Origin of the sequence: Ramlibacter humi (assembly GCF_004681975.1) — a bacterium.
Taxonomy (GTDB): domain Bacteria; phylum Pseudomonadota; class Gammaproteobacteria; order Burkholderiales; family Burkholderiaceae_C; genus Ramlibacter; species Ramlibacter humi.
The window spans coordinates 190,246-214,327 of the sequence record NZ_SMLK01000001.1 but is presented as its reverse complement, the minus strand read 5'-3'; the positions used below and the strand labels follow the sequence as shown (position 1 = coordinate 214,327).

Genomic DNA, 24,082 nt, shown 5'->3' with positions numbered 1-24,082 from the left:
CGGGTCAGCGCGCGTGCGTATGGCGCGCGTGCGCCGCCGCGGCCACGGGCCGCCGGCGGAGATCCTCCCGATGCGCCGCCGCCGGCACCAGCTGCGCGGCCGTCGCCTGCTGCTGCCTCAGGCCGGGCAGCTGGCGGTCGATCCACGCGCGCAGGGCCGGGTCGGCGATGTCGGCCACGGCCTTCTCGTACTGCTCGATGTCGCCGCGCTGGCGCTCGCGGCCGAGGACGTCCGAGAATTCGCGGTCGAACCGCGTGCCCTGCAGCCGGCCCAGCCGGTTGAGCGCCTTGCGCTGGGTGTTCTCCAGCATGGGCGGCGCCATGCCACGGGCGTGCAGCAGGTGCAGCAGTTCGGCATCCGAAGCGGTGTGGAAGTCCAGCAGCTCGGCCGCGAAGGCCTTCACCCGGTCACCCTGCGCGCGCTGCGACGCCAGCTTCGCCGCATCGGTCTCGAAGCGCGCCTGCTGCGAGGCGGCGCGGAGGAAGTCGCGGGCCGCGCGCTCCTCCGGCGGCAGCCGCGTGGCGGTGCGGGCCGATTCGGCGGCATAGCCGGCGAACACCGCACGGCGCGGTTCTGAAGCCGCGGCGGGCCGCGCGGCAGCCGGCGGCTTGCCCGCCGCGGCATCCTGCCGCAGCTCGACTTCGTTTTCGGCGCGCGCCGTGCGCGCGATCCACAGGCCCGCCGCCGCGACGGCCAGGCCCCACATCCAGCGTCTGGAAACCAACTGTGCCTCCTCCCGCCCGCTGAACGCGCGGACGGCTCACGCAGCCATTGTTCAGCCGCGCGGGGCGCCCTTCGTGTCGGCGGCGTCCCACGAACGCGTAGGACGCCGCCTTCCGGTGCAATGCTTCAGCTGCCCGTCTTGTTCGCGCCACTGCCGCCACCGGTCTTCGTGCTGGCGCCGCCGCCGGTGTTGCCCGGCGAAGCGCCCATCGAGTGGCCGCTGGCGCCCATCCTGGCCGCGTCTTCCGCGGCCTTGCCGCCGGCCTGGGGAAGCTTCTGTGCCGCGGCCAGGTGCTCCTTCAGCATCGGCAGCGACTTTTCCGCGAAGGCCTTGAGCTCCGGATCCTTGACGTCCTTCGCGGCCTTCTCGAACACCTTGATGTCCTTCTCGTGCGCCTTGATGCCCACGCTCTTGACGAAGTCGGTGTCGAACTCCTGGCCCTGCTTCTTGCCCAGGTTCTCGATGTCGCGGCGCAATGCGCGCGGCGGCGCGGCGGGCATCTCCACGTGCTTGGCGTTGGCGATCTTCGTCAACTCGTCGTTCGCCCTCTGGTGCTGGTCGACCAGCATGTCGGCGAACTTCTTCACGTCGGGGTCCTGCGCCTTGCTGGAAGCCAGCTGTCCGACCTGCACCTCGAACATGCCGCTGCCCGCGGCTTCGTCGATGAACTTGCGGTCGCCGCGGGAGACCTTGTCGTCCTTGCCGGTCTCGGCGTTGCGCGTGCCGGTGCCCGCCTGTGCCGCGGGCGCCGAGCGGCCGCCGGTGGGCGACGTGCCGGAGTTCGGCGACGCGGTGGACTGCGCCAGGGCGCTGCCGAAGGAGAGGGCCGCCGCGATGGCGAGGGCCGAAAGCTGGAAACGTTTCATGTGAGCTTCTCCTGCATGCACGTCACTTGCGGTTGCCGGACGACGAGGAGCCGGTGGTGGATGGCGAACCGGCCGACCCGGTGCCGCCGCTCTCGCGCCCGGACGCGCCGCCGCTCATCGTGCTGCCCGCGGAACCCATGCCGCTGGAGCCCTTCAGGTCGCCCATGGAGCCGCCGCCGGAGCCGCCCGCGCCGCTGGCCCCGCTGCCCTGGTGGGAGGTGGCCGGCTGAGAGCCCGCCGCGCCACCCGTGGGCCCGAAGTTGCCGCCGGTGCTTTGCGGCGGCATCGTGTTCTGGCCCTGGCCGCCGCTGCGGCTGGCACGCCAGCTGTTGAACTCGTCGGAGAACTTGCGGTAGCGGTCCTGGCGCCAGTTCTGGTAGTCGTTGTCGAGGTTGCGGATCTGCTCCTCGCGCCACTGGTGGTAGTCGGGATCGTGGTGTTGCTGGTGCGGCTGGCCGTGCTGCATGTCGCGGTCGCCCATGTGCTCCAGGCCGCGGCCCGGCTGGTTGTACTGCGACTGCGGGCTGTGCAGCGATCCTTCGTTGAAGCTCCGCGGCTCGCGCCAATGATCCTGCGAGCCGTAGCCCTGCTGGCCATAGCCTTGCTGGCCATACCCCTGGCCGCCGTAGCCGCCCTGGCCGTAGCCGCCCTGGCTGCCGCCCTGGTAGCCCTGGCCCCAGCCACCCGACTGCGGCGCGCCGCCCTGCATTTGTCCGCCCTGGCCGTAGCCGCTGGCCATGTTGCCGCCTTGGCCGTAGTTCATGCCCATGCCGCCGTACTGGCCGCCCTGCTGCTGGCCGCCTTGCGAGCGGCCGCCGCCGGAAGGCGCGCTGCCCGCGTCCCACATGCGGCCGTGCTCGCTCCAGCGCGATTCCTGTTCATGCCGGGCTTGCGGCCCGCCGTAGCCGCCCTGCTGGCCGCCGTAGCCCTGGCCCTGGCCGCCGTAGCTTCCGCCGCCGGCGAATTCGTCGCGGCCGTAGCCGCGCTGGCCCCAGTCCTCGCGGCCGGACGACTCGCGGCTCCAGCCTTGAGGGCCGCCGCGCTCGCCGCGGCCGTAGCCGTAGTTCTCGCCGCCATAGCCGCCGTAGCCACCGGACTGCTGCGAGCCCAGGTCGGCATGGCCGCGCTCGCCGCCGTAACCGCGCGAGGCCTCCCAGCCGCCGCCCTGCGAATGCTGCTGCGGGTTCTGCGGATCGCGCCGCTCATCCTGTCGCCAGCGGCCCTGCGGGTTGTTCGTGCGGTCGCGGTCCTCGTAGTCACGTGATGCCATGGTGTTCGCTCCTTGGGTTCCGGAAGTGCGCGGCGGCCCTTCCCGGCCGCCGTATCCCAATGACCTTAGGACGCGGCCGCGCTGGGGGGTGTCGGACGGTGGCGACACCTTGTAGGACTGCCCGGCCTTACGAACCGCGCGGTTCTTCACCTGCGCTTCGCAACGCGGATGCGAGCCCGACATGGGCCAGCACGACCATCGCATCACCCCAACCGAAGGAGTACCTCATGGGCAAGCAAGGCAAGACTGGATGGATCGTGATGGGCTCGCTGGCCGCCGCGGCGGCGCTGTGGGCACCCGCCGCGAGCGCGCAGCAGCGCGTGTACGTGCAGTCCGCGCCCCAGGTGGTCGTGGTCCCGGCGCCGCAGCGCGTATGGGTGCCGGCGCACTGGGAGCGGCGCGGCCATTCGCAGGTGTGGGTGCAGGGCTACTGGGCCCAGCCGGTGGCGCAGGCGCAGCCCCGCGACTGGCGGGTGGCGCGGGCCGACCGCATCGACCGCGATCGCGACGGCATCCCCGACCGGCACGACCGCGACCGTGACGGCGACGGCGTGCCGAACTTCCGCGACCGCTACCCCGACAACCCGTGGCGCCATTGAGCGCGGTTGAGCCCGCGCGTGCCGCTCAGTGCGCGTGGGTGAGCCAGCTGGCCACGGCCACGAGCAGGATGCCCGCGGCCAGCCACAGCACCTGGGCCAGCGTCTCGCGCGCGCCCAGGCGCTTCTGCAGTTGCGGGATCAGGTCAGCCAGCGCCACGTAGATGAAGCTGCTGCTGGCGACCACCAGCAGGTAAGGCAGCAGCTCGTTCAACCTCTCCACCAGCCACCAGCCGACCAGGCCGCCCAGCGGCGTGACGGCCCCGGCGAGCGACACCTTGCCGATGGCCGAGCGGCGGCTGCCGCTGGTTTCGCGCACCACCGCCAGGTCGCCCACGTGGTGCGGCACTTCGTGGGCCAGCACCGCCAACGCGGCGACGAATCCCAGCCGCGGGTCGGCCGCGAAGGCCGAGGCGATCAGCACGCCGTCGCCGAAGCAATGCACGCTGTCGCCGGCCAGCACGGCCCAGCCGCCGGAGCGCGCCGGCTCATGGTGATGGTGGTGATGGGCCTGATCGTGCCCTTCCCCTTCGTGATGGTGCTCGTGCCCGTGGTGCCACAGCTCCGCCTTGTCCAGCAGGAAGAAGAACACCACGCTCACCAGCAGCGTGCCGAACAGCGCCTGCGCCTGGCCTTCGCTTTTCTCGAAAGCTTCCGGCAGCAGGTGCATGAAGGCCGTCGAAAGCAGCGCGCCGGCGGCCAGGCTGAGCAGGTGCTGCGCGTTGGCGCGGGGCGCGCGGCCCTGGCCCAGCACGCCCAGGCTCATCAGGCCGGCGGCGAGCCACACGCTGCCGATGCCGGCCGCCAGGGTGGCGAAGAGGATGGTGAGGAGTTGCATTCGAATGGGCCGCCGCCGCGGGGCACGGCCCAGGGACCGCCTCAGCGGCCGAGGGCGCGAATCTTAGCAATGGGGCGCGGCCGCGGGTCGCGCGGGGTCATGCGACGCCGTGCGCGCGCAACCATTCCAGCGCGCGCTTCCAGCCGTCTTCGGCCGGGCCCTGGCGGAAGCTGGGGCGATAGTCGGCGTGAAACGCGTGCGGGGTGTCGGGGTACACGACGAACTGCGAACCCTTCGCCGCCGGTGAGCCCGCCGCGAGAGCGCCTTTCATCCTGTCCACCGTGTTCAGCGGGATGCCGCTGTCCGCGCCGCCGTACAGGCCCAGCACCGGCCCTTTCAGGGCCGCGGCGACGTCCAGCGGGTGCTTCGGCGTGGCCGCCGTGCTCTCGCCCGCCAGCCGCCCATACCAGGCCACGCCGGCCTTCACCGGCGCATGCGCGGCGTACAGCCAGGTGATGCGGCCGCCCCAGCAGAAGCCGGTGATGGCCGCCCTGGTCACGTCACCGCCATTGGCGCCGGCCCACTTCAGCGCGCCGTCCAGGTCGGCCAGCGCCTGCTCGTCGGGCGTCTTCGCGACCACCTCCGCCATCAGCTTCGCCAGCTCGCCGTAGCTGCCCGGGTCGCCCTGCCGTGCGAACAGCTCCGGCGCGATGGCCAGATAGCCGGCGCGCGCGAAACGGCGTGCGGTATCGGCGATGTACTCGTGAACGCCGAACACCTCGTGCACGACCAGCACCACCGGCAGTCCGGTGCGGCCGGCCGGCGCGGCGCGGTAGGCAGGCACCTTGAAGCCGCCGACGTCGTAGGTGATCTCGCCGACCGTGAGCCCGTCGGCAGGCGTCTTGATCGCGGTCTGCGCCATGGCGGCGCCCGCGGCGGCCGCGTAGCCCGCGCCCAGCGCCTTCAGGGCGGTGCGGCGGGTGGGCCGCGCCTCGGCGGGCAGCAGCGCACCGGCATCGTTCAAGAGGTCTTCACGCAGCATCGGGAGTCTCCAGGTGGGTTGGCATGCGAACGCCGCGCGACTATAGGGGCGCGAACCATAATCGCGGCTTTTCCCGCCAACCCCCCAAGGAGATTCCCAACATGCCCACGCTGCGCGTCGAACTGATGGAGGGGCGCACGCCCGAACAGAAAAAGGAACTGGCCAGGGCGCTGACCGAGGCCGTCGTGAAGACCCTGGGCAGCAAACCCGAGTCGGTGGACATCCTGATGTACGACATCAAGCGCCACGACTGGGCCACCGGCGGCGTGCTCTGGACGGAGCGGACTTCCTGAGCGAATTAATCGAAGTGGTGCCACTGCTCTTCGGGCAGTGACACGAGGAATTGATAGGCCTGCTGCAACGCGCCCACGCGGCCGGCCCATTCGATCTGGTCGCGCAGGCGCAGGCGCTTCTGCATCGCCGAAGTGGCGTTCCATGCCGCGCCGTCCACCGGCGCGGGCGGCGTGAAGGTGCGGCCTTCGCTCACGCGCGGGGGCAGCATCTTGTGGAAGGCGCTCCATTGCGCGGGCATCGGGCAGGCCCGGTTGTTCCGGCGCGCCATCACCATCGCCTCTTCCAGCGTCACGTCGCGGATGACGGCGGGCGCAAGCGCCGCGGGCTTGGCCTTGACCTGCGCCAGGCCCATCGGCTCGGTCGGCTCGAATCCCGGCGGCACCGTGGGGGCCGGCCGCGCGGCCGGCTGGGTGGCCTGGAACTGCACTTCGTGGGTACGCTGCAGTTCCTCGAAGCGGGCCCAGGCCGATTCACTCGTTTCCTCCAGCCCCATGGGCGCGGTCGCGCGCGAACCGGGAACGAAATGAGCCGGCGCCGGTGGAGGCGGCGGCTTCTTGGGAGGAGGATTGCGGTTGGCGGCCATGAGGAGAAAGGATTATCCGGTGCCGCCGGAGCGCCGCCAAGCCCGCCAGGAAAGCCACGCCGGGTATTCCCGGCCCCTTCGCGCGGCAGCGACGGGTTTGTGGCACGCCGTCAGTGCGCGCGGTCCCAGTTGGGCCCGGCGCCGAACTCCGCCACCAGCGGCACGCGCAGTTCCGCCACGCCCGCCATCAGGCGCGGGATCTCGGCCCGAGCCCAGTCCAGTTCGTCTTCCGGCACCTCGAACACCAGTTCGTCGTGAACCTGCAGGATCATCTTCGTGCGCCGCGCCTCGCGGTCCAGCACGTCCTGCACCTTCACCATCGACAGCTTGATCAGGTCGGCGGCCGTGCCCTGCATGGGCGCGTTGATGGCCTGGCGCTCGGCGCCGCCGCGGCGCGGGCCGTTGGGCGAGTTGATCTCGGGCAGGTACAGGCGGCGGCCGAACACCGTCTCGACGTAGCCGCGGCTCTTGGCCGACAGGCGCGTCTCGTCCATGTAGTGCTTCACCCCGGGGTAGCGCTGGAAGTAGCGGTCGATGTAGCCGGCGGCCGCCTTGGTCTCGATGCCCAGGTTGCGCGCCAGGCCGAAGCTGCTCATGCCGTAGATCAGGCCGAAGTTGATGACCTTGGCGTAGCGGCGCTGCTCGCTGGACACCTGGTCGGGCGCCACGCCGAACACTTCGCTGGCGGTGGCGCGGTGCACGTCCATGTTCTCGCGGAAGGCGCGCAGCAGCGCCTCGTCCTCGCTGATGTGCGCCATGATGCGCAGCTCGATCTGGCTGTAGTCGGCGCTGGCGATGACGTGGCCGGGCGCGGCGACGAAAGCCTCGCGGATGCGGCGGCCTTCCGCCGTGCGAATCGGGATGTTCTGCAGGTTCGGGTCGTTGCTGGAAAGCCGGCCCGTCACCGCCACGGCCTGCGCGTAATGCGTGTGCACGCGCCCCGTGCGCGGGTGCACCATCTGCGGCAGCTTGTCGACGTAGGTGCCTTTCAGCTTCGACAGGCCGCGGTGCTCCAGGATCTTGGCCGGCAGCGGGTAGTCCTCGGCCAGCTTCTCCAGCACCTCTTCGTCCGTGCTGGGCGCGCCGCTGGCGGTCTTCTTCACCACCGGCAGGCCCTGCTTGGTGAACAGCACGTCGCCGATCTGCTTGGGGCTGCCCAGGTTGAACGGCTGGCCGGCCAGCTCGTGCGCTTCCTGCTCCAGCTTCATGATGCGCTGGCCCAGCTCGTGGGCTTGCCGCACCAGTTCCTCGCTGTCGATCAGCACGCCGTTGCGCTCGATGCGGTACAGCGTCTCGCTGCTCTGGATCTCCAGCTCGTAGATGTAGCGCAGCTTGGGGTCGCGCTCCAGCCGGGGCCACAGCGACAGGTGCACGTCCAGGCACTGGTCGGAATCCTCGCAGGAATACTCCGCCGCCTTCTCCACCGGCACCTGCTGGAAAGGGATCTGGTGCGCGCCCTTGCCCGCAATGGTTTCGTAGTCGATGCCGCTGCGGCCCAGGTGTCGCTCGGCCAGGCTGGCCAGCCCGTGCGGCTTGTGCACTTCCAGCACATAGCTTTGCAGCATGGTGTCGTGCACGTAGCCGCGCACCTCGATGCCATGGTTGGCGAACACGTGGCGGTCGTACTTCACGTGCTGGCCCAGCTTGGCGCGCGAGCCGTCTTCCAGCCAGGGTTTCAGTTTCGCGAGCACTTCTTCGCGCGGCAGCTGGTCGGGCGCGCCGGCGTAGCTGTGCGTCAGCGGGATGTAGGCGGCGATGCCCGGCGCGGTGGAGAACGACAGGCCCACGATCTCGGCCTGCATCTCGTCCAGCGAACTGGTCTCGGTGTCCAGCGCGACGAGCTGCGCTTCCTTCACGTGCGCCAGCAGCGTGTCGAACTGGTCCCAGGTGAAGACCGTCTCGTACTGCAGGTTGGTCGCGCGCGACAGGCCCGAGAGGTCGGGCTCCTCGAACAGCCCGCCGGGGCCCGGACCCGCGCCTACCTTCTTGTGCGAGCGGTGCTCCTCGATCAGCTCCGGCGGGACGTCGTGCGTCTCCAGCTGCTTCACCAGCCCCTTGAAGCCGTACTTCTCGTAGAAGACTTTCAGCTGGTCGGTGGCCTGCCCGCCGATGACGATGTCGTCCAGCGAAGGCAGGCCGGGGATGTGGTCCTTCAGGTCGCAGTCCCGCTTGATGGTGAGCAGCTGCCGCCCGGTGGGCAGCCACTCCAGCGCCTTGCGCAGGTTCTCGCCGACGGCGCCCTTCACGTCGGCGGCGCGGGCGATCAGGTTGTCGAGCGAGCCGTATTCCGTCAGCAGCTTCACCGCCGTCTTGGGGCCCACCTTCTCCACCCCGGGCACGTTGTCCACCGAGTCGCCCACTAGCGCCTGGTAGTCCACCATCAGCCGCGGCGGCACGCCGAACTCGGCTTCCACGCCGGCCAGGTCGCGCACCTTGTCGTTCATGGTGTCGATCACGGTGACGTGCTCGTTCACCAGCTGCGACAGGTCCTTGTCGCCGGATGAGATGACGGTGCGGATGCCGCGCTCGCCTGCCATGCACGCCAGCGTGCCGATCACGTCGTCGGCTTCCACGCCGGACACGTTCAGCACCTTCCAGCCCAGCAGGCGCACCACCTCGTGGATGGGGTCGATCTGCGCCCGCAGGTCGTCGGGCATGGGCGAGCGGTGCGCCTTGTACTCGGGGTACAGGTCGTCGCGGAAGGTCTTGCCCGGCGCGTCGAACACACAGGCCGCGTAGTCGGCCCGCACGTCCTTGCGCAGCTTCTGCATCATGTTGATCATCCCGCGGATGGCGCCCGTGGCCGGGCTGGCGGGATCGCCCGGCACGGCCCGCAGGTCGGGCATGGCGTGGTAGGCGCGGTACAGGTAGCTGGAGCCGTCCACCAGCAGTAGCGTCTTCGGCTGGGCGTCGTCCGTCTTCTCTTCGGTCATCCGGGGATTGTGCCGAACCTGCTGATGCGGACTCCCTTACGCAGAGCACGCAGAGGGGACGCAGAGGACGCGGAGAGGATGGAAAAAAAGAAACATTCAATGGTTTTCCTCAGCGGACTCTGCGTACCCTCTGCGTGCTCTGCGTAAGGGAGTCCGCTTTCCGCGGCCTACAATCCACGAATGCGCCTCGTTTTCGTCGCCCTGCTCCTGACCGCCCTGCCCGCCTTCGCGCAGCAGCCGCCGGCGGACGACCCCGCGGCGCCGGGGCGGCGCAACCAGCGCATCGAGAAGCTGGTGCATGAGGATGCCGGCTCGCGCATCGAGGAAATCCGCTACGGCGGCCAGATGCAGAGCATCACGGTGCAGCCCAAGGCGCCGGTTCCCTCGTACGAGATCGCCCCGTCCACGCCTTCGCGCGACCGCGTGACCGACGAGCGCCGCGGCGCCACGGGCACCGGCGGCGGCGAGCGGTACTGGAACGTCCTGAACTTCTGAGGCCGCACGCGGATGGCGGTCTTCACCGAGGTGTCGGAAGATGAAGCGCGCGGGCTCGCGCAGCGGTTGAGCCTGGGCGAAGTGCTGGAGCTGCGCGGCATCCAGGGCGGCATCGAGAACACCAACTACTTCCTCACCACCCAGCAGGACGGCCGGCGCGCCGAATGGGTGCTGACGCTGTTCGAGCGCCTCACCGCCGAACAGCTGCCGTTCTACCTGCACCTGATGAAGCACCTGGCGCACCGCGGCATCCCGGTGCCCGACCCGGTGGCGGACCAGGGCGGCGACATCCTGCACACCGTGTGCGGCAAGCCCGCGGCGGTGGTCGACAAGCTGGCCGGCCGCAGCGAACTGGCGCCCATCGCGGCGCATTGCGCGGCGGTCGGCGAGATGCTGGCGCGCATGCACCTGGCCGGGCGCGACTTCAACCGCGCGCAGCCCAACCTGCGAGGCCTGGCCTGGTGGAACGAGACGGTGCCGGTGGTGCTGCCCTTCCTGCAGGACGCGCAGGCGTCGCTGCTGCGCAGCGAACTCGCCTTCCAGAACCACGTCGCGGCTTCGTCCGCCTGCGCGGCGTTGCCCCGCGGCCCGGTGCACGCCGACCTGTTCCGCGACAACGTGATGTTCGAGGATGGCGCGCTCACCGGCTTCTTCGACTTCTACTTCGCCGGCGTCGACACCTGGCTGTTCGACGTCGCGGTCTGCCTCAACGACTGGTGCATCGACCCGCCCACCGGCCGCCACGACGAAGCGCGCGCCCGCGCCTTCCTGCAGGCCTACCAGCGCGTGCGGCCGCTGGCGGCGGCCGAGAGGCGCCTGCTGCCCGCCATGCTGCGCGCCGGCGCGCTGCGCTTCTGGATCTCGCGGCTGTGGGACTTCCACCTGCCGCGCGAGGCGGCGCTGCTGCAGCCGCACGACCCCGCGCATTTCGAGCGCGTGCTGCGCGAACGTGTGCACGAACCGGTCGCCGCCTGAACGCGGCGCGCCCGTGCGTTAAATTCTTCACGGGGCCGGTCCCCCGCCCGCATGTCGCGGTGCATCCGGTCCGATCCAATCCGGCGTACCTGCAATGAAACTGAATGTGGTCCCCGCGCGCACCGGCCTCACCTGGGTCCGGCTCGGCATCCGCACCTTCCTGCGGCAGCCGCTCGCGCTCGCGGGTTTGTTCTTCATGTACATGGCGGCGGTGCTGGTGGTGACGCAGATTCCGGTGGTCGGCGTGGTGCTCGGGGGCCTGCTCGTGCCCGCGGCCACGCTCGGCCTGATGGCCGCCACCGCGGAGGCGGCCAGTGGACGCTTCCCCATGCCCGCCGTGCTGGTCAGCGCGTTCCGCGCGGGCCGCGAGCGGCTGCGCTCGATGCTGGTGCTGGGCGTGATCTACACCGTGGGCTCCGCGCTCGCCACCGTCCTCGGGCACCTGCTGGCCGGCGGCGCGCCGCCCGCCGCGGCGGACGTCCCGCAGGTGGACATGGAAACGCTGGTCACGCTGCTGCTGCACACCCCGCTGTTCATGATGTTCTGGCACGCGCCCGCGCTGGTGCACTGGCATGGCATCACGCCGGCCAAGAGCCTGTTCTTCAGCACCGTGGCGTGCTGGCGCAACTTCGGCGCGCTCACCGTCTACAGCATCGGCTGGCTGGGCGTGTTCCTGGTGTTCGGCACCGTGCTGGGCCTGATCGGCGGGCTGGCCGGCGGCCCGGGGCTCGCCAAGGCGGTGATGATGCCCACCGCGCTGCTGCTGGCCGCGATGTTCACCAGCTCGGTGTGGTTCACCTTCCGCGACAGCTTCCGGGCGGACGACGACGTGCCGCCCGCCCCTTCTTCACGACCCGACGGAGAACAGCCATGACCCAGCACCACTTGCAAGGCCGCACCGAGGACGAGATCCTCTGGTTCCGCCGCCGCGGCTTCCTGCAGGCCGCCGCCGCGTGGACCTCGATGGGCGGCTTCGCGGCCGCCTGGGCCCAGCAGCGCAGCAACATCGTGCAGCTGTCCGGCGACGCGCAGGCCAACGGCCAGCGGCTGACGCCGCAGTCGTTCATCCAGACCGGCGACACCCTCGAAACCGGGCCCAACACCAGCCTGGTGTTCGTCGTCGGCAACTCGGCCTTCCAGATGCGGCAGAACAGCCGCATGACGGTGGAACGCGGCCCGACGCTCAACGCGGTGAGCGTGCTGCGCCTGGTCACCGGCGCGGTGGTCAGCGTGTGGGGCAAGGGTCCGAACCGGCAGATCGTCACGCCCACGCTCACGGCGGGCATCCGCGGCACCGGCGTGTACACCGAGGTGTTCCCTCAGCAGCAGTCGCGCAGCTATTTCTGCAACTGCTACGGCACCGTGGACATGGGCGCGGGCGGCGACCGCGTGGTTTCGCGGTCCAGCTACCACCAGTCTTTCTGGGGCGAGCCGGAAGCGAAGGACGGCCGCTTCCTCACGCCCGCCACGGCGATCAACCACACCGACGAGGAACTCGAGTTCCTGGCCGGCCTGGTGAACCAGCGCACCGCGTGGCAGGAGATGGGGCGCAAGGGCGTGAAGGACGGCCAGGGCTACATGGAGGAAAGGCCGCCCGGCGCGCATCCGGCGATGGCGCCGCGCTGACCGCTTTTCCCATTTCGCTGTCGCCGGATGTGAGGCGCTTGGCCGCCGTCAGCTTCATGAGGCGGCGGCTGACAGCCACGGATCAGCGTCGCCGCTGAAATGAGGCCAGGACAGACGAAAGGAGTACCGCCATGTCCCAGCAAGCCCTGATCCGCGGTGAAGTGAGCTTCCGTGTCGGCGACGGCATGCTCATGCCCATCCCCGACGGCCCGGTCGACATCGAGCTCACCGCCGACAGCGCCACGCTGTCGTGGGTGGAAGGCGGCGATCTCGGCTCGGCCGCCATCACGCGCGACGAGTTCGAGCGCTACGTGCGCGAAGGCAAGATCCGCCTGGGTTGATCCCCCGCCGGCGTGGCAAGGGCTGCCGGAGTCGCCTCCGGCAGCCCTTGTTTTTTTGTCCCGCAGGTTCAGAGGAACAGCTTGGCGAACACGATCCCGGCGAGGAACGACACGCCGACGGCGGCCAGCGGGTTTTCGCGGACCTGCTCGCGCGCCATGCCGCCGTACTCCTCGTGCCAGTCCATCAGGCGGTCGCTGCCCGCGGAGACCGTCTGCTCCAGGCGGTCGACGGTGTCGTGCGCGCGCTGGGCCACGCGGCGCACGGTGCCATCGACGCTGTCGGCGCCCGCGTTGCTGCCGCCGGTGGAGGCGCTGGCCGGGAGGGGGGAAGTGGAGGTTTCGCTGTTCATGGGTTGTGCTCCGTGGTGCGTGTTGGGCGAAAAAATCGCCGGGCGGAAATCCGGCGTCGCCACCCACTTTAGGAAGCCCAGCGTTGGCACCATGTCGTCCGGCACAAGCCGGGCCGGTAGGACGCCGCCGACACGGGGTCGCAACGCGTGCGCACCGGGGGCCCGCTTATGATGAGCCGCCTGTCGCACACCGCATGAGCCTGCCCTCTCCTACCGCATCTTCCCTCGCGCCGGCCGGCGCCATCACCGACGTCGCCGGCATCGAAGCCGGCCACTTCACCGACACCCGCCGGCCCACCGGCTGCACCGTCATCCTCGCGCGCGACGGCGCGGTGGCCGGCGTGGACGTGCGCGGCGCCGCGCCCGGCACGCGCGAGACCGACCTGCTCTCGCCCACCAACCTGGTGGACCGCGTGCATGCGGTGATGCTCGCGGGCGGCAGCGCGTGGGGCCTGGACGCCGCGTCCGGCGCGATGCGCTGGCTGGAGGAGCAAGGCATCGGCCTGCAGGTCGGGCCGGGCCGCATCCCCATCGTGCCGGCGGCCGTGCTGTTCGACCTGTACCTGGGCGACACGGCGATCCGTCCCGACGCTGCCGCCGGCCACGCGGCCTGCGCCGCCGCTTCGGGCGATGCGCCGGAAGAAGGGAGCGTCGGTGCCGGCACGGGCGCCATCGTCGGCAAGATCTACGGCGTGGAGCGCGCGATGAAAGGCGGCGTGGGCACGGCCTCGCTGCGCGTGGGCGGCATCACCGTCGGCGCGCTCGTGGCCTGCAACGCGCTGGGCGATGTGATCGACCCGGACACCGGCCGCGTGCTGGCCGGGGCGCGCCTGGACGACGGCCGCACGCTGATGGACACCCGCCGCGCGCTGCTGGCGGGACAGCCGCCCAAGCGGCTGGTGGCCGCCGCCAACACCAGCATCGGCGTGGTCGCCACCGACGCCGTGCTGACCAAGGCGCAAGCCGCGCGCCTGGCGACGGTGGCGCACGACGGCTTCGCGCGCAGCATCAACCCGGCGCACACCATGTTCGACGGCGACACGCTGTTCGCGCTGGGCACGGGCGCATCGGGCCAGCCGGCCGAGATGATGCTGCTGGCCACGATGGCGGCCGAAGCGGTGGCGCGCGCCACGGTGCGGGCGGTGCAGGCCGCGCGCGGCATCACCGTCGATGGCGTGCACATCCCTTCCCTTTCGGACCTCGCTTGACGCTCATGCCCAAGGCCATCCGCTACACGCTCCTGTCCGTGCGCGACCTGCTGGTCTCCGCGGGACCATTCGCCTTCCTGGCGGTGGCGCTGCTGGTGCTCGCCTACCTCTGGCTGGATCCCGCTCCGCCCAAGCACGTGCGCCTGGCCACCGGCCCGGCACAAAGCGCGTACGACGAGTTCGGCAAGCGCTACCAGCGCGCCCTGGCCGCCAACGGCATCCGCGTGGAGCTGGTGCCCAGCGAAGGCTCGGTCGACAACGAGCGCCTGCTGCGGGAAAACCGCGCCGACTTCGCCTTCGTGCAGGGCGGCACTTCCTCCGGCACCGTGTCCGAGCAAGACCGCGAAGGCATCGTGTCCATGGGCAGCCTGTTCCTGGAGCCGGTATGGCTGTTCTACCGCGAGGAATCGGCGAAGAAGAAGGTGCCCACGGGACAGCTCAATTCGCTGACGCAGCTGGAAGGCATGAAGCTGAACGTGGGCACGCCCGGCAGCGGCGTGCCCAAGCTGATGCAGCGGCTGTTCGAGGCCAATCGCATCGACCCCGCGACGCTGCAGCTGTCGCAGCTGGAACAGACGCCGGCCACGGCGGCCTTCCTCTCCGGCGAGCTGGACGCGGTGGTGTTCGCTTCCGCGCCCGAGTCGCTGATGGTGCAGATGCTGCTGCAGACGCCGGGCGTGAAGCTGCTGGACTTCGCGCAGGCGGAGGCGTATTCGCGCCGCTTCGCTTTCCTGTCGCCGGCCACGCTGCCGCGCGGCATCGTCGACCTGGCGCAGGACCTGCCGCCGCAGAACGTGCGCCTGGTCGCCACCACCACCGGTTTGCTGGCGCGAGCGGAAACGCACCCGGCCTTGCAGCAGCTGTTCGCCCAGGCCGCGCGCACCCTGCACAGCCCCGCGGGCTGGTTCAACCGCGCGCGCGCCTTCCCCAACATCGAGAACAGCGAGTACCCCATCTCGCGCGAGGCGGAGCGCGTGATGCAGGCCGGCGCGCCCTTCCTGCAGCGGTACCTGCCGTTCTGGCTGGCCAACCTGGTCGAGCGCATGTGGCTGGCGCTGGGCATCATCGTCGCGGTGCTGCTGCCGCTGTCGCGCATCATCCCGCCGCTGTACGCCTTCCGCATCCGCTCGCGCGTGTTCCGCTGGTACGGCCAGCTGCGCGCGATCGAGGAACGCGGCGCGGAGGAACCGGACGCGGTGCCGCAGCTGCTGAAGGAACTGGACGAGATGGACCAGCGCGTGGCGCACGTGGCCGTGCCGCTGTCGTACGCCGACGAGCTTTACGCGCTGCGCTCCAACATCCGGCTGATCCGCAACCGGCTGGCGCCGGTGGCCTGATTCAGAAGCGGAACTCGAAGCTGTTCATCAGCGCGGCGTCGGCCACGGCGTCCAGCGCGCCGTCCACCGCCTCGCCTTCCGACACCAAGCGCAGCGCGCCGGCCTGCGACAGCGCGGCCGCCAGCTTGGGCGTCATCGAGTGCGTGTCCCCTTGCGCATTGGTGAACATCAGCAGCGTCTCGCCGGGGCTGCTCCAGGCCAGCTGCCAGCGCGACCAGCCGTCTTCCAGCAACAGCTCCACCCAGCTGCCCGGCCGCAGCTGCAGCGGCAGGTCGGGCAGCGCCGCCGGCACCGTCTTGGCCGGGCCGGGTTCGGTGGGCTGGAACAGCGGGTGGTGCGTGGCGGGCAGCGAATCCATGAAGCCGGACTGTTTGGCTTCTTCCGGCGCGAGCCAGCCACCCGATTCGAGCATGGGGCCCAGCAGCTGCTGCAGTTCTTCCTTCGCCGCGGGGCGGTCTTCGGGCCGCGGCCGCGCCGCCACGGCCGACTGCATCGTGGCGTGGTGCAGGTCCGACAGCCGCTGCATGAAGCGGCGCACCTGCACGCCCGTGTAGCCGGTGGACTTCAGCCCCTGCTCCAGGGTGGCCAGCAGCGGCGGCAGGCGCTGCGCCAGCCGCTTGGCGGCCGTGGGTGTCGCATGCGGCAGCAGCGTCCACAGCAGTTCGGGGACCAGGCCCGCGTACTGCGGCGCCTCTTCCGCGCCGTCGATCTGCGCCTGCGCGATCACCTGGCACCAGGGCCCGGCGATGAACTCGGCGACGATGGGCGGCGCCAATGCCAGGTGAGGCCCGGCTTCGAAGTCGGCCGCCAGCCGCGCGGCCAGCAGGTTGCGCTGCTCGGCGCGCACCAGCGCCTGCATGGCCTTCTCGCGCCTGCGCCGCTCGCGCGACAGCTTGCGGTCCCAGGTTTCCTGCAACGTCTGCAGCGCGAATTCGTACGGCTCCGCGCCGGTGACGTGCGTGGTGGCCAGCGCCTCCACCGCCTCGACCAGCGGGCCGAGGAAATCGCGGAAGCCGGGCTCGCCGGCCGAGTGCCAGGCCAGGCTGCGCGAGACGACCTCGTCGAGCAGCCGGCGCGCCGGGTGGCGCCGGTTGCTGAAGAAGCGCGGATCGGCCAGCGCCAGCTGCAGCAGCGCGGGTTCCAGCGCGCGCAGGGCCTGCTGCACCGGCGGCAGGATGCGCGGGTCGGCCACCAGCGTCTCGATCATCAGCCGCACCACTTCCAGCCCGATGGACTGGCCGGGCCGGCGCGCCTCGGCCTGCAGCGCGCGCCGCAGCTGGGCCATCGCATCGCCGGACCCGGGCTGCTCGCGCTCGCGCCGGCGCACCCGCTGGATCGCCGCATCGACGTCGCGCAGCTCCTTGAGCATCTCCATCGCGGCGGGCACGGTTTCGCCGAACGTGGTGGCGGGCGCGGCTTCGGCTGGCGCGGCGCCGCTGGCCGCGGGCGCGGCGGCTTCCGGTTCACCCGCGAGCAGGCGCCTCAGGGCATGGACGGTCAGCGAAGTCAGCGGGCGGTCCCCGGCCGGTGCACCGGCGCGGGCACGCTCGGGCGCCGTGGCGGCGATCTGGAAGCCGGCTTCGCTGACGCCCTGCGCGCGCAGGGTCTCGATCAGCGAGCGGTAGCTGCGCACGACCTCCGGCCCCAGCGCCTCGCCGAGGAACTGCAGCCAGCGCAGCCGCACGGGCTCTGGCACCGCGAACTCGCCCACGACGTGGCGCAAGGTGCGCACGTACGTTTCCGGCCGCAGCGGGTTGCGCTCGGCCTGCACGGTTCGCAGCCCCTGGGCCGCGCACACCAGCGCGTTGAGGTGCGGCAGTTCGTGCTCCACCGCGGCGGCCACGGCCTGCTGCGTGCGCAACACCTCCACGCTTTCCTGCATTCGGTTGTCGTCCACCAGCTCCAGCTCGGCGAACTTTAGCGTGCCCGCCGACGCGGACGCGGGCGCGGCGGCGACGGATGCGACCGCGCGGCCGAACTCGGCCAGCAGCGCTCCCGAATACGCCTCGGCCAGCGCGGCGCCGTGGCGGTGCAGCAGGTTGATGGATTCGTGCACGAGGTTGCGGTCCTCGACGTCACGCGCGCGCTGCAGCCGCGCATCGAGCGTGGCTTCGACCTGCGCGACCGCGCGCTGGATGACGGCGCGGCCCTGCAGAGCCGCGTCGCGCACGCACTGGCGGTAGGCGGGAAGCGCTCGCTCATCGGTGGGCTGCTCGTTCATGGCTTGACTTTACAGCTCATCCTGCGAGGTGGCACAGCCGCGGTGGGCATGGGGATTGCCGCCGTGCCGCACCGTCCTCCAGGCACGTCCGGGGAGGGTTTCTCATCAACGACGAAAGGAATCTTCACATGAGCAAGATCGGAAAACTCGGTTCGCTCGCCGCGGCCCTCACGCTGGCACTGGCCTCGGGATTCGCGGCCGCTCAGGGTACGAGCGGAAGCAGCGGCAGCAGCAGCGACGGGGCAAGCGGCAGCACCGGGACCACCGGCTCCACCCCCGGCGCGAGCGGCAGCACGATGGGCTCCAGCCGCCCGGACTGCGCGAACACCGCCAGCAGCGGCATGAGCGGCAGCTCGGGCACGGGCGGCAGCACCGCGATGGGCAACACCGGCTCGGGCAGCACCTCGGGCATGGGCAGCGGCGGCACCTACGGCTCGTCCGGCAGCAGCGGCAGTACCGGGTCCAGCGGCAGCATGGGCAGCAGCGGCTCCGGCGGCACCATGGGCGGCAGTTCCGGCAGTTCCGGCAGCTCCGGCATGTCGGGCAGCTCGGGCAGCAGCACGATGGGCAGCAGCGGCGGCACGACGGGAAGCCCCACCGCGAGCAACAGCACGAATTGCTGACCCGCGGGGCACGGCGTGCCCCTCAAGTGCAAACGGCTTTCAGGCGTCGAGCCTGAAAGCCGTTTGCATCAGTCCGGCCCGCGCGCAGGCCGCGCGCCGCTCAGAAGTTGGCCAGCGTGTCCAGCTGCGGCTGCAGCATGCCGCGCCGGTACGCGACGTTGTTGCGGAAGTTGGTGGCGATGTCGGCGGCGGCAGTGTCGGTCGCCGTCGCGCGCGCGGTTGTGTCGGCGGCGGTCTGCCCGGTGTCGGTGCCGTTCATGACAATGAAGTGGACCAGGGTCACCGTGGCGCCCGCGGCCACCGTCAGCGGGTAGGCGACGAAGATGTCGTCATTGCCGTCATTCGTGTTCAGCGCCGAAGCGGAGGTGAAGGTCGGGGTGCCCGTGCCGTACACGATCGCCACGTCGCGGTCGCCGGTGTTGCCGTCCCAGGCGGTCAACGCCTTGCCGTTCGCGCCCGGCGTCGTGTAGAGGATGCCGTAACCGTCCGAGCCGAGATTCGACGCGTAGGTGACGGTGACCGTGATGGGGGCGCCCGTGGGGTTGCGGAAGGTGTCGGTGAACCGGCCCCAGGTGGCATTGGGCTGCGAGAAGAACATGCGCTGCACTTCCAGGCCGGCCAGCGTGCGAACGCCCGATTGGACGTTCTGCACGATCTTGACGGCAGGCACCGTCCAGCCGGTGCCGCCGGCCGCGAAGTTGCCGTTGGTCACGTACTCCACGGCGCCGCCGTCCCGGACCGACACGGCGGTGACGGTGGTGGGCGAGTTGTAGCCGCCTTGCGGCGACAGTTCGAAGGACAGCACGACGATCTGGCCGGCGAACGCGGTCAGCGTTCCGGAGCCCTGGGTGCCCACCACCGTGGTGCGGTCGTCGCTGTACAGCGTCGCCAGGAGAGCACCCGCCGTGCTGCGGACCACCACCTGGTACGACGAAGGCTCGTCACCGAAGTTGCCCGAGTTGATGGCGTAGTTGTCGTTCCAGGTGGCCGAAATGGCGCCCGTCGCCGCCCGCAGGTCCAGAGTCTGCTGGAGCGCCGCACCGCGCACCTGGTGCAGTTCGGCCCGGTTCGGCGCGGCATTGAAGGTGACCGTGACCACGCCGTCCGCGGCGCCCAGCTCGGGACCGTAGAACGTCAGCTCGCTGTACAACTGGTCGGAAGGAAAGCCGGTCACGGTGGCGCCATCGTCGATCGACAGCACCAGGGCCTGGTCCCACTGGTCGTTGTAGCCGTCCTCCAGGCTGAAGTCCGGTTCCAGGTCCCAGTAGTTCGCCTGGCCCGGCGCGGGTTCACCGTCGCCGTCGGCCGCCGCGACGGTCTGCAGCATGACGGTCGCGCCTTTCAGCGCGGTGGCGCTCGCCAGTTCCACGGTCGGGGCCGCAGGGGGAACCACAGCGGGCACGTCCGGCACAGCCGCCGCGGCGACCTCTTCGCCACCACCGCCGCCGCCACAGCCCGTCAGCGCCGCAACGGCGGAACCCAGGAGACTCAGGGAAAAAACTCTGCGATCCATCAGAACTCTCAACAACAAGTCAGAATGCAACTAACTGTAAGAACACCGACACGCACCAGCCATAGTCTTTTTGGACTGATGGGCAACAGCTCCACCCGACCCCCATGCGCCTGCGGCATGGTCGGCGTTGGGCTCGCCTCCCGATGCCAGCTTCTCCACTCATCCTCCTGCTCGACGACCACACCCTCTTCCGCTCCGGGCTGCGGATGGTGCTGGCGGCGGGCATCGAGCGGCTGCAGGTGCTGGAAGCCGCCTCACTCGACCAGGCGCTGGCCCTGGACGGCACGCCGCAGCTGCTGCTGGTGGACGTCCAGCTGCCGGGCTTGAACGGGTTGGAGGCGATCGCGCCCCTGCGACGGCGCTGGCCGCGCGCAGCGGTCGTCATGCTGTCGTCCCACACCGAGCCGGAGAAGGTGAAGCTCGCCCTCGAGCGCGGTGCGGCGGCCTATGTCTCGAAGGCGGATTCGGCCGAGCGCATCCTGGCCGTCGTCGTGCCGCTGCTGCGAGGCGAATCGCTCGCGGCGGAGGCCGGGACGCCGGCGGCCCTGGTTGCAGGACTGCAGGCGGAGCCCGCGGCGACGCCGCCGCGGCTCACTCCGCGGCAGTGCGAGGTGCTGAACCTGATGTGCCAGGGCTTGTCCAACAAGGTCATCGGCCGCCGGATGAGCCTGTCGGAGAACACCGTGCGCGGCCACGTGCAGGCCATCCTGGCCGCGCTGCAGGTGTCCAGCCGCTCCGAGGCGGCGTTCGTCGCGCGCCGCCTGGGCCTGATCGCCTGATGCACGACCACCGGACCGTGTGGCGCCTTGCCGAAGGGCGCATGCTGGCCGAGCAGCTCCGGCTGCTGCTGGGCAACGTCGGCAGTTCGGTGCTGCCGGGGGTGCTGCTGGCACTGTTGCTGGCCGCCTTCCTGCGGGGAGACGGCGACGCGCACGCGCTGGAGCTGTGGTGCGCAGCGGTCATCGCGGTCAAGCTGTACAGCGCCTGGGTGGCGCGCCGCATGCTGGACACGGCCACCGCCATCGACGATTCGCGTGCCCGCCGCATCGCGCGGGGGCAGATGCTGCTCAACGCCGTGGACGCCATGGCCTGGGGCGCCCTGGCGTGGGTGGCGCTGGACCACGCCAGCCTGGGCGGCAGCGTGCTCGTGGTGGCGGTGCTGGCGGCGGTCGCCGGCGGTTCGATGTCGTCGCTGTCGCCGGTGCTGCCGGTGTTCGTGGTGTTCATGCTGGTCGAGTTCTGCACGGTCGCGGGAAAGCTCCTGCTGACCGGGGAACCCGCGTACCGCATCCTCGGCATCGCGGGGGTGCTGTACACCGCGACACTGCTGGGCCAGGCGCGCAACAGCGCCCGTGCGTCGCGCGCGGCGATCGAGCTGCGCTTCGAGAACGAAAGCCTGATCGGGCAGTTGCACGTCGAGGTCAGCCGTGCGCGCCGGGCCGAGCAGCTGGCGAGCGAGGCGAACCAGGCCAAGTCCCGCTTCCTGGCCGCCGCCAGCCATGACCTGCGCCAGCCGGTGCACGCACAGGGACTGTTCCTGGGACTGCTGGGACGCAGCGAGCTGACCTTGAGCCAGCGCACGCTGCTGGAAAGCGCCGTGGCGGCTTCGCGAGCCTGCTCGGACATGCTCGACACCCTGCTCGATTTTTCGCGCATCGAAGCCGGCGTGGTCGAGGCGCAGCCGCGGGCGTTCCATCTTCAGCCGCTGCTGCACCAGATCGAGAGGGAACTGGCGCCGCAGGCCAACGCCAAGGGCCTGGTCTACCGCTCGCGCGAAACCCATGCCGCGGTGCTGTCCGATCCGGCGCTGGTCGATCTGATCGTGCGCAACCTGGTCTCCAACGCCATCCGCTACACCGGCGGGGGCGGCGTGCTGGTCGCCTGCCGGGCGCGGGGCCGGGACGTGGCGCTCGAGGTGTGGGACACCGGCATCGGCATCGAGCCCGCGCAGCAGCGGGACGTGTTCCTCGAATTCCACCAGCTGGGCAATCCGGAGCGTGACCGCCGCAAGGGGCTGGGCCTGGGCCTGGCGATCGCGCAGGGCCTGGCCCGGACGTTGGGCAGCGAGTTGTCCTTGTCTTCGCGGCCGGGACGCGGCAGCGTGTTCCGCCTGGTGCTGCCGGCGGTCCACGGCGCCACGCTGCCCGTGCCGCCGATGGCGCTTGCCGCGGATCGGCCGGGGCTGCAACGGTTGCCGCCGGTGCGCGTGCTGGTGGTGGACGACGACGAAACGGTGCGCGCGGGGATGCAACTGCTGCTGCGCGACTGGGGATGCGACTGCGAGGCGGTCGACGGCATCGAGGCCGCGCTGGCGCTGGCGGGCGCGTGGGCGCCGCAGCTGGTCGTCAGCGACTACCGCCTGCGCGGCGGGCGCACGGGCATCGAAGCGATCGCCGCGCTGCGCGCCGCGTGCGGGCCAGATCTGCCCGCGCTGCTGCTGACGGGAGACACCGCGCCGCACCGGCTGCGCGAGGCGAGCGCCACGGGCCTGCCCCTGCTGCACAAGCCGGCGCCGCCGGCCGAACTGCACCGCAGCATCGCGGCGCTGCTGGCGGATGCCCGGCCGGGCCCGATTACTTCAGCGCCTTGAAGCGCACCCGCTTCGGCTTCGCGCCCTCTTCGCCCAGGCGCTTCTTCTTGTCGGCCTCGTACTCCTGGTAGTTGCCGTCGAAGAACACCCACTGGCTGTCGCCTTCGGCGGCCAGGATGTGGGTGGCGATGCGGTCGAGGAACCAGCGGTCGTGGCTGATCACCATCACGCTGCCCGCGAATTCGAGCAGCGCGTCTTCCAGCGCGCGCAGCGTTTCCACGTCCAGGTCGTTGGAAGGCTCGTCCAGCAGCAGCACGTTGGCGCCCTGCAGCAGCGTCTTGGCCAGGTGCAGGCGGCCGCGTTCGCCGCCCGACAGCGTGCCCACCTTCTTCTGCTGGTCGCCGCCGTTGAAGTTGAAGCGGCCGCAGTACGCGCGGCTGGCCATCTGGAACTTGCCGACGTTGATGATGTCCAGCCCGCCGGACACGTCTTCCCAGACGGTCTTCTCGTTCGCCAGGTCGTCGCGGCTCTGGTCGACGAACGACAGCTGCACCGTCTTGCCGATCTTCACCGTGCCCGAGTCGGGCTGCTCGCGGCCCGCGATCATCTTGAACAGCGTCGACTTGCCGGCGCCGTTGGGGCCGATGATGCCGACGATGGCGCCCGCGGGCACCTTGAAGCTCAGGTTGTCGATCAGCACGCGGTCGCCGAACGACTTCGACACGTTCTCGAACTCGATGACCTCGTTGCCCAGGCGCTCGGCCACCGGGATGAAGATCTCGTTGGTCTCGTTGCGCCGCTGGTAGTCGATGTCGCTCAGTTCCTCGAAGCGGGCCAGGCGGGCCTTGCTCTTGGACTGGCGGCCCTTGGCGTTCTTGCGCACCCACTCCAGTTCGCGCTTCATCGCCTTGGCGTGCGCTTCCTCGCCCTTCTGCTCGGCTTCCAGGCGCGCCTCCTTCTGCTCCAGCCAGGTGCTGTAGTTGCCCTTCCACGGGATGCCGCGGCCGCGGTCCAGTTCCAGGATCCACTCGGCGGCGTTGTCCAGGAAGTAGCGGTCGTGGGTGATGCCCACCACCGTGCCGGAGAAGCGCGCCAGGAACTGCTCCAGCCATTCCACCGACTCGGCGTCCAGGTGGTTGGTGGGCTCGTCCAGCAGCAGCATGTCGGGCTTGGACAGCAGCAGGCGGCACAGCGCCACGCGGCGCTTCTCGCCGCCCGACAGGTTCTTGATCACCGCTTCCCAGGGCGGCAGGCGCAGTGCGTCGGCGGCGATCTCCAGCATGTGCTCCGAGTCACCCTCGGCGCCGGCGGCGGCGATGATGCTCTCCAGCTTCTGCTGCTCTTCCGACAGCTTGTCGAAGTCGGCGTCCGGCTCGGCGTAGGCGGCGTAGATCTCTTCCAGGCGCGCCTTGGCTTCCGCCACTTCGCCCATGCCGCCCTCGACGGCCTCGCGCACGTTCTGCTCGGGGTCGAGCTGCGGTTCCTGCGGCAGGTAGCCGATCTTCAGGCCCGGCATCGGCGTGGCTTCGCCTTCGATCTCGGTGTCGATGCCCGCCATGATCTTGAGCAGGGTCGACTTGCCCGAGCCGTTCAGGCCCAGCACGCCGATCTTGGCGCCGGGGAAGAACGACAGCGAGATGTCCTTGAGGATCTGGCGCTTCGGCGGAACGATCTTGCCGACGCGGTTCATGGTGTAGACGTACTGGGCCATGGGCTCTGCCTGGGTGCGGAAAACGGGTGAGGAGGAAGTGCGCGAGCCCGGCTGGGCTGCGGCGGA

Annotated in this window: 24 protein-coding genes; 11 read left to right on the top strand and 13 right to left on the bottom strand. The window is 70.6% G+C overall.

The genetic code is table 11. The features are described from left to right. Positions 1-4: 4 nt before the first annotated feature. The 3 genes from EZ216_RS01055 to EZ216_RS01045 form a co-directional block, all read right to left on the bottom strand. Positions 5-724, bottom strand: a complete 720-nt coding sequence (locus EZ216_RS01055) for a DUF4142 domain-containing protein (protein ID WP_135247721.1) — start codon at positions 722-724, stop codon at positions 5-7. Between the two features lie 125 nt (positions 725-849). Continuing rightward, a complete protein-coding gene (locus EZ216_RS01050; RefSeq protein ID WP_135247720.1) occupies positions 850-1,590 on the bottom strand; it encodes a DUF4142 domain-containing protein in 741 nt (246 codons plus the stop codon). Between the two features lie 22 nt (positions 1,591-1,612). Further along, positions 1,613-2,860 carry a hypothetical protein gene (locus EZ216_RS01045; protein ID WP_135247719.1) on the bottom strand — a complete coding sequence of 416 codons (1,248 nt, stop codon included), beginning with the start codon at positions 2,858-2,860 and terminating at the stop codon, positions 1,613-1,615. 227 nt (positions 2,861-3,087) lie between these two features. Between EZ216_RS01045 and EZ216_RS01040 the strand changes: the two genes are divergently transcribed. Continuing rightward, complete coding sequence (locus EZ216_RS01040; protein WP_135247718.1) at positions 3,088-3,459, top strand: YXWGXW repeat-containing protein; 372 nt, start codon at positions 3,088-3,090, stop codon at positions 3,457-3,459. A gap of 25 nt (positions 3,460-3,484) precedes the next feature. Here EZ216_RS01040 and EZ216_RS01035 read toward each other — a convergent pair whose 3' ends face one another. Together EZ216_RS01035 and EZ216_RS01030 are read right to left on the bottom strand one after the other, a co-directional pair. Beyond that, a complete protein-coding gene (locus tag EZ216_RS01035; RefSeq protein WP_135247717.1) occupies positions 3,485-4,294 on the bottom strand; it encodes a ZIP family metal transporter in 810 nt (269 codons plus the stop codon). 97 nt (positions 4,295-4,391) lie between these two features. Then, a complete protein-coding gene (locus EZ216_RS01030) occupies positions 4,392-5,276 on the bottom strand; it encodes a dienelactone hydrolase family protein (RefSeq protein WP_135247716.1) in 885 nt (294 codons plus the stop codon). A gap of 101 nt (positions 5,277-5,377) precedes the next feature. Between EZ216_RS01030 and EZ216_RS01025 the strand changes: the two genes are divergently transcribed. Continuing rightward, positions 5,378-5,569, top strand: coding sequence for a 4-oxalocrotonate tautomerase (locus EZ216_RS01025; protein ID WP_135247715.1), 192 nt, complete (start codon positions 5,378-5,380; stop codon positions 5,567-5,569). A gap of 5 nt (positions 5,570-5,574) precedes the next feature. Here EZ216_RS01025 and EZ216_RS01020 read toward each other — a convergent pair whose 3' ends face one another. After that, complete coding sequence (locus tag EZ216_RS01020; RefSeq protein ID WP_135247714.1) at positions 5,575-6,153, bottom strand: hypothetical protein; 579 nt, start codon at positions 6,151-6,153, stop codon at positions 5,575-5,577. A gap of 110 nt (positions 6,154-6,263) precedes the next feature. Then, positions 6,264-9,086, bottom strand: a complete 2,823-nt coding sequence (polA, locus tag EZ216_RS01015; protein WP_135247713.1) for a DNA polymerase I — start codon at positions 9,084-9,086, stop codon at positions 6,264-6,266. Between the two features lie 180 nt (positions 9,087-9,266). Between polA and EZ216_RS01010 the strand changes: the two genes are divergently transcribed. The 5 genes from EZ216_RS01010 to EZ216_RS00990 all read left to right on the top strand — a co-directional run bounded on the left by EZ216_RS01010 (position 9,267) and on the right by EZ216_RS00990 (position 12,523). Continuing rightward, entirely contained in the window at positions 9,267-9,581 is a 315-nt protein-coding gene (locus tag EZ216_RS01010; protein ID WP_135247712.1) for a hypothetical protein, read from the top strand. A gap of 12 nt (positions 9,582-9,593) precedes the next feature. After that, a complete protein-coding gene (locus tag EZ216_RS01005; RefSeq protein ID WP_135247711.1) occupies positions 9,594-10,556 on the top strand; it encodes a homoserine kinase in 963 nt (320 codons plus the stop codon). Positions 10,557-10,650: 94 nt separating this feature from the next. Further along, entirely contained in the window at positions 10,651-11,430 is a 780-nt protein-coding gene (locus EZ216_RS01000; protein ID WP_135247710.1) for a BPSS1780 family membrane protein, read from the top strand. After that, a complete protein-coding gene (locus EZ216_RS00995; RefSeq protein ID WP_135247709.1) occupies positions 11,427-12,182 on the top strand; it encodes a FecR family protein in 756 nt (251 codons plus the stop codon). Before EZ216_RS01000 ends, EZ216_RS00995 begins: the two co-directional genes overlap by 4 nt. Before the next feature lie 131 nt (positions 12,183-12,313). Then, positions 12,314-12,523, top strand: a complete 210-nt coding sequence (locus tag EZ216_RS00990; protein ID WP_135247708.1) for a hypothetical protein — start codon at positions 12,314-12,316, stop codon at positions 12,521-12,523. Positions 12,524-12,591: 68 nt separating this feature from the next. Here EZ216_RS00990 and EZ216_RS00985 read toward each other — a convergent pair whose 3' ends face one another. After that, positions 12,592-12,873 (bottom strand): hypothetical protein, encoded by a 282-nt coding sequence (locus EZ216_RS00985; RefSeq protein ID WP_135247707.1) that lies wholly within the window; start codon positions 12,871-12,873, stop codon positions 12,592-12,594. 194 nt (positions 12,874-13,067) lie between these two features. Between EZ216_RS00985 and EZ216_RS00980 the strand changes: the two genes are divergently transcribed. Beyond that, the gene (locus EZ216_RS00980; protein ID WP_205959602.1) at positions 13,068-14,081 is read left to right on the top strand and encodes a P1 family peptidase; all 1,014 of its coding nucleotides are present in this window, start codon (positions 13,068-13,070) and stop codon (positions 14,079-14,081) included. A gap of 5 nt (positions 14,082-14,086) precedes the next feature. After that, positions 14,087-15,418, top strand: coding sequence for a TAXI family TRAP transporter solute-binding subunit (locus tag EZ216_RS00975; protein WP_135247706.1), 1,332 nt, complete (start codon positions 14,087-14,089; stop codon positions 15,416-15,418). 1 nt (position 15,419) lies between these two features. On the opposite strand, the gene EZ216_RS00970 is transcribed toward EZ216_RS00975, so the two are convergent. The 4 genes from EZ216_RS00970 to EZ216_RS00955 all read right to left on the bottom strand — a co-directional run bounded on the left by EZ216_RS00970 (position 15,420) and on the right by EZ216_RS00955 (position 19,775). Further along, positions 15,420-17,639 (bottom strand): DUF1631 family protein, encoded by a 2,220-nt coding sequence (locus EZ216_RS00970; RefSeq protein ID WP_135247705.1) that lies wholly within the window; start codon positions 17,637-17,639, stop codon positions 15,420-15,422. A gap of 202 nt (positions 17,640-17,841) precedes the next feature. Further along, positions 17,842-18,066, bottom strand: coding sequence for a hypothetical protein (locus EZ216_RS00965; RefSeq protein ID WP_135247704.1), 225 nt, complete (start codon positions 18,064-18,066; stop codon positions 17,842-17,844). After that, positions 18,067-18,252: a hypothetical protein gene (locus tag EZ216_RS21230; protein WP_167772795.1), complete on the bottom strand. Its 186-nt coding sequence runs from the start codon at positions 18,250-18,252 to the stop codon at positions 18,067-18,069. 110 nt (positions 18,253-18,362) lie between these two features. Next, positions 18,363-19,775, bottom strand: coding sequence for a hypothetical protein (locus EZ216_RS00955; RefSeq protein WP_205959601.1), 1,413 nt, complete (start codon positions 19,773-19,775; stop codon positions 18,363-18,365). A 143-nt stretch (positions 19,776-19,918) separates the two neighbouring features. On the opposite strand from EZ216_RS00955, the gene EZ216_RS00950 reads away from it, so the two are divergent. Together EZ216_RS00950 and EZ216_RS00945 are read left to right on the top strand one after the other, a co-directional pair. Further along, complete coding sequence (locus EZ216_RS00950) at positions 19,919-20,554, top strand: response regulator (protein ID WP_135247702.1); 636 nt, start codon at positions 19,919-19,921, stop codon at positions 20,552-20,554. After that, positions 20,554-22,365: an ATP-binding response regulator gene (locus EZ216_RS00945; RefSeq protein ID WP_135247701.1), complete on the top strand. Its 1,812-nt coding sequence runs from the start codon at positions 20,554-20,556 to the stop codon at positions 22,363-22,365. Before EZ216_RS00950 ends, EZ216_RS00945 begins: the two co-directional genes overlap by 1 nt. On the opposite strand, the gene ettA is transcribed toward EZ216_RS00945, so the two are convergent. Continuing rightward, positions 22,349-24,016: an energy-dependent translational throttle protein EttA gene (ettA, locus tag EZ216_RS00940; RefSeq protein ID WP_135247700.1), complete on the bottom strand. Its 1,668-nt coding sequence runs from the start codon at positions 24,014-24,016 to the stop codon at positions 22,349-22,351. The genes EZ216_RS00945 and ettA overlap by 17 nt on opposite strands. Positions 24,017-24,082 lie beyond the last annotated feature (66 nt).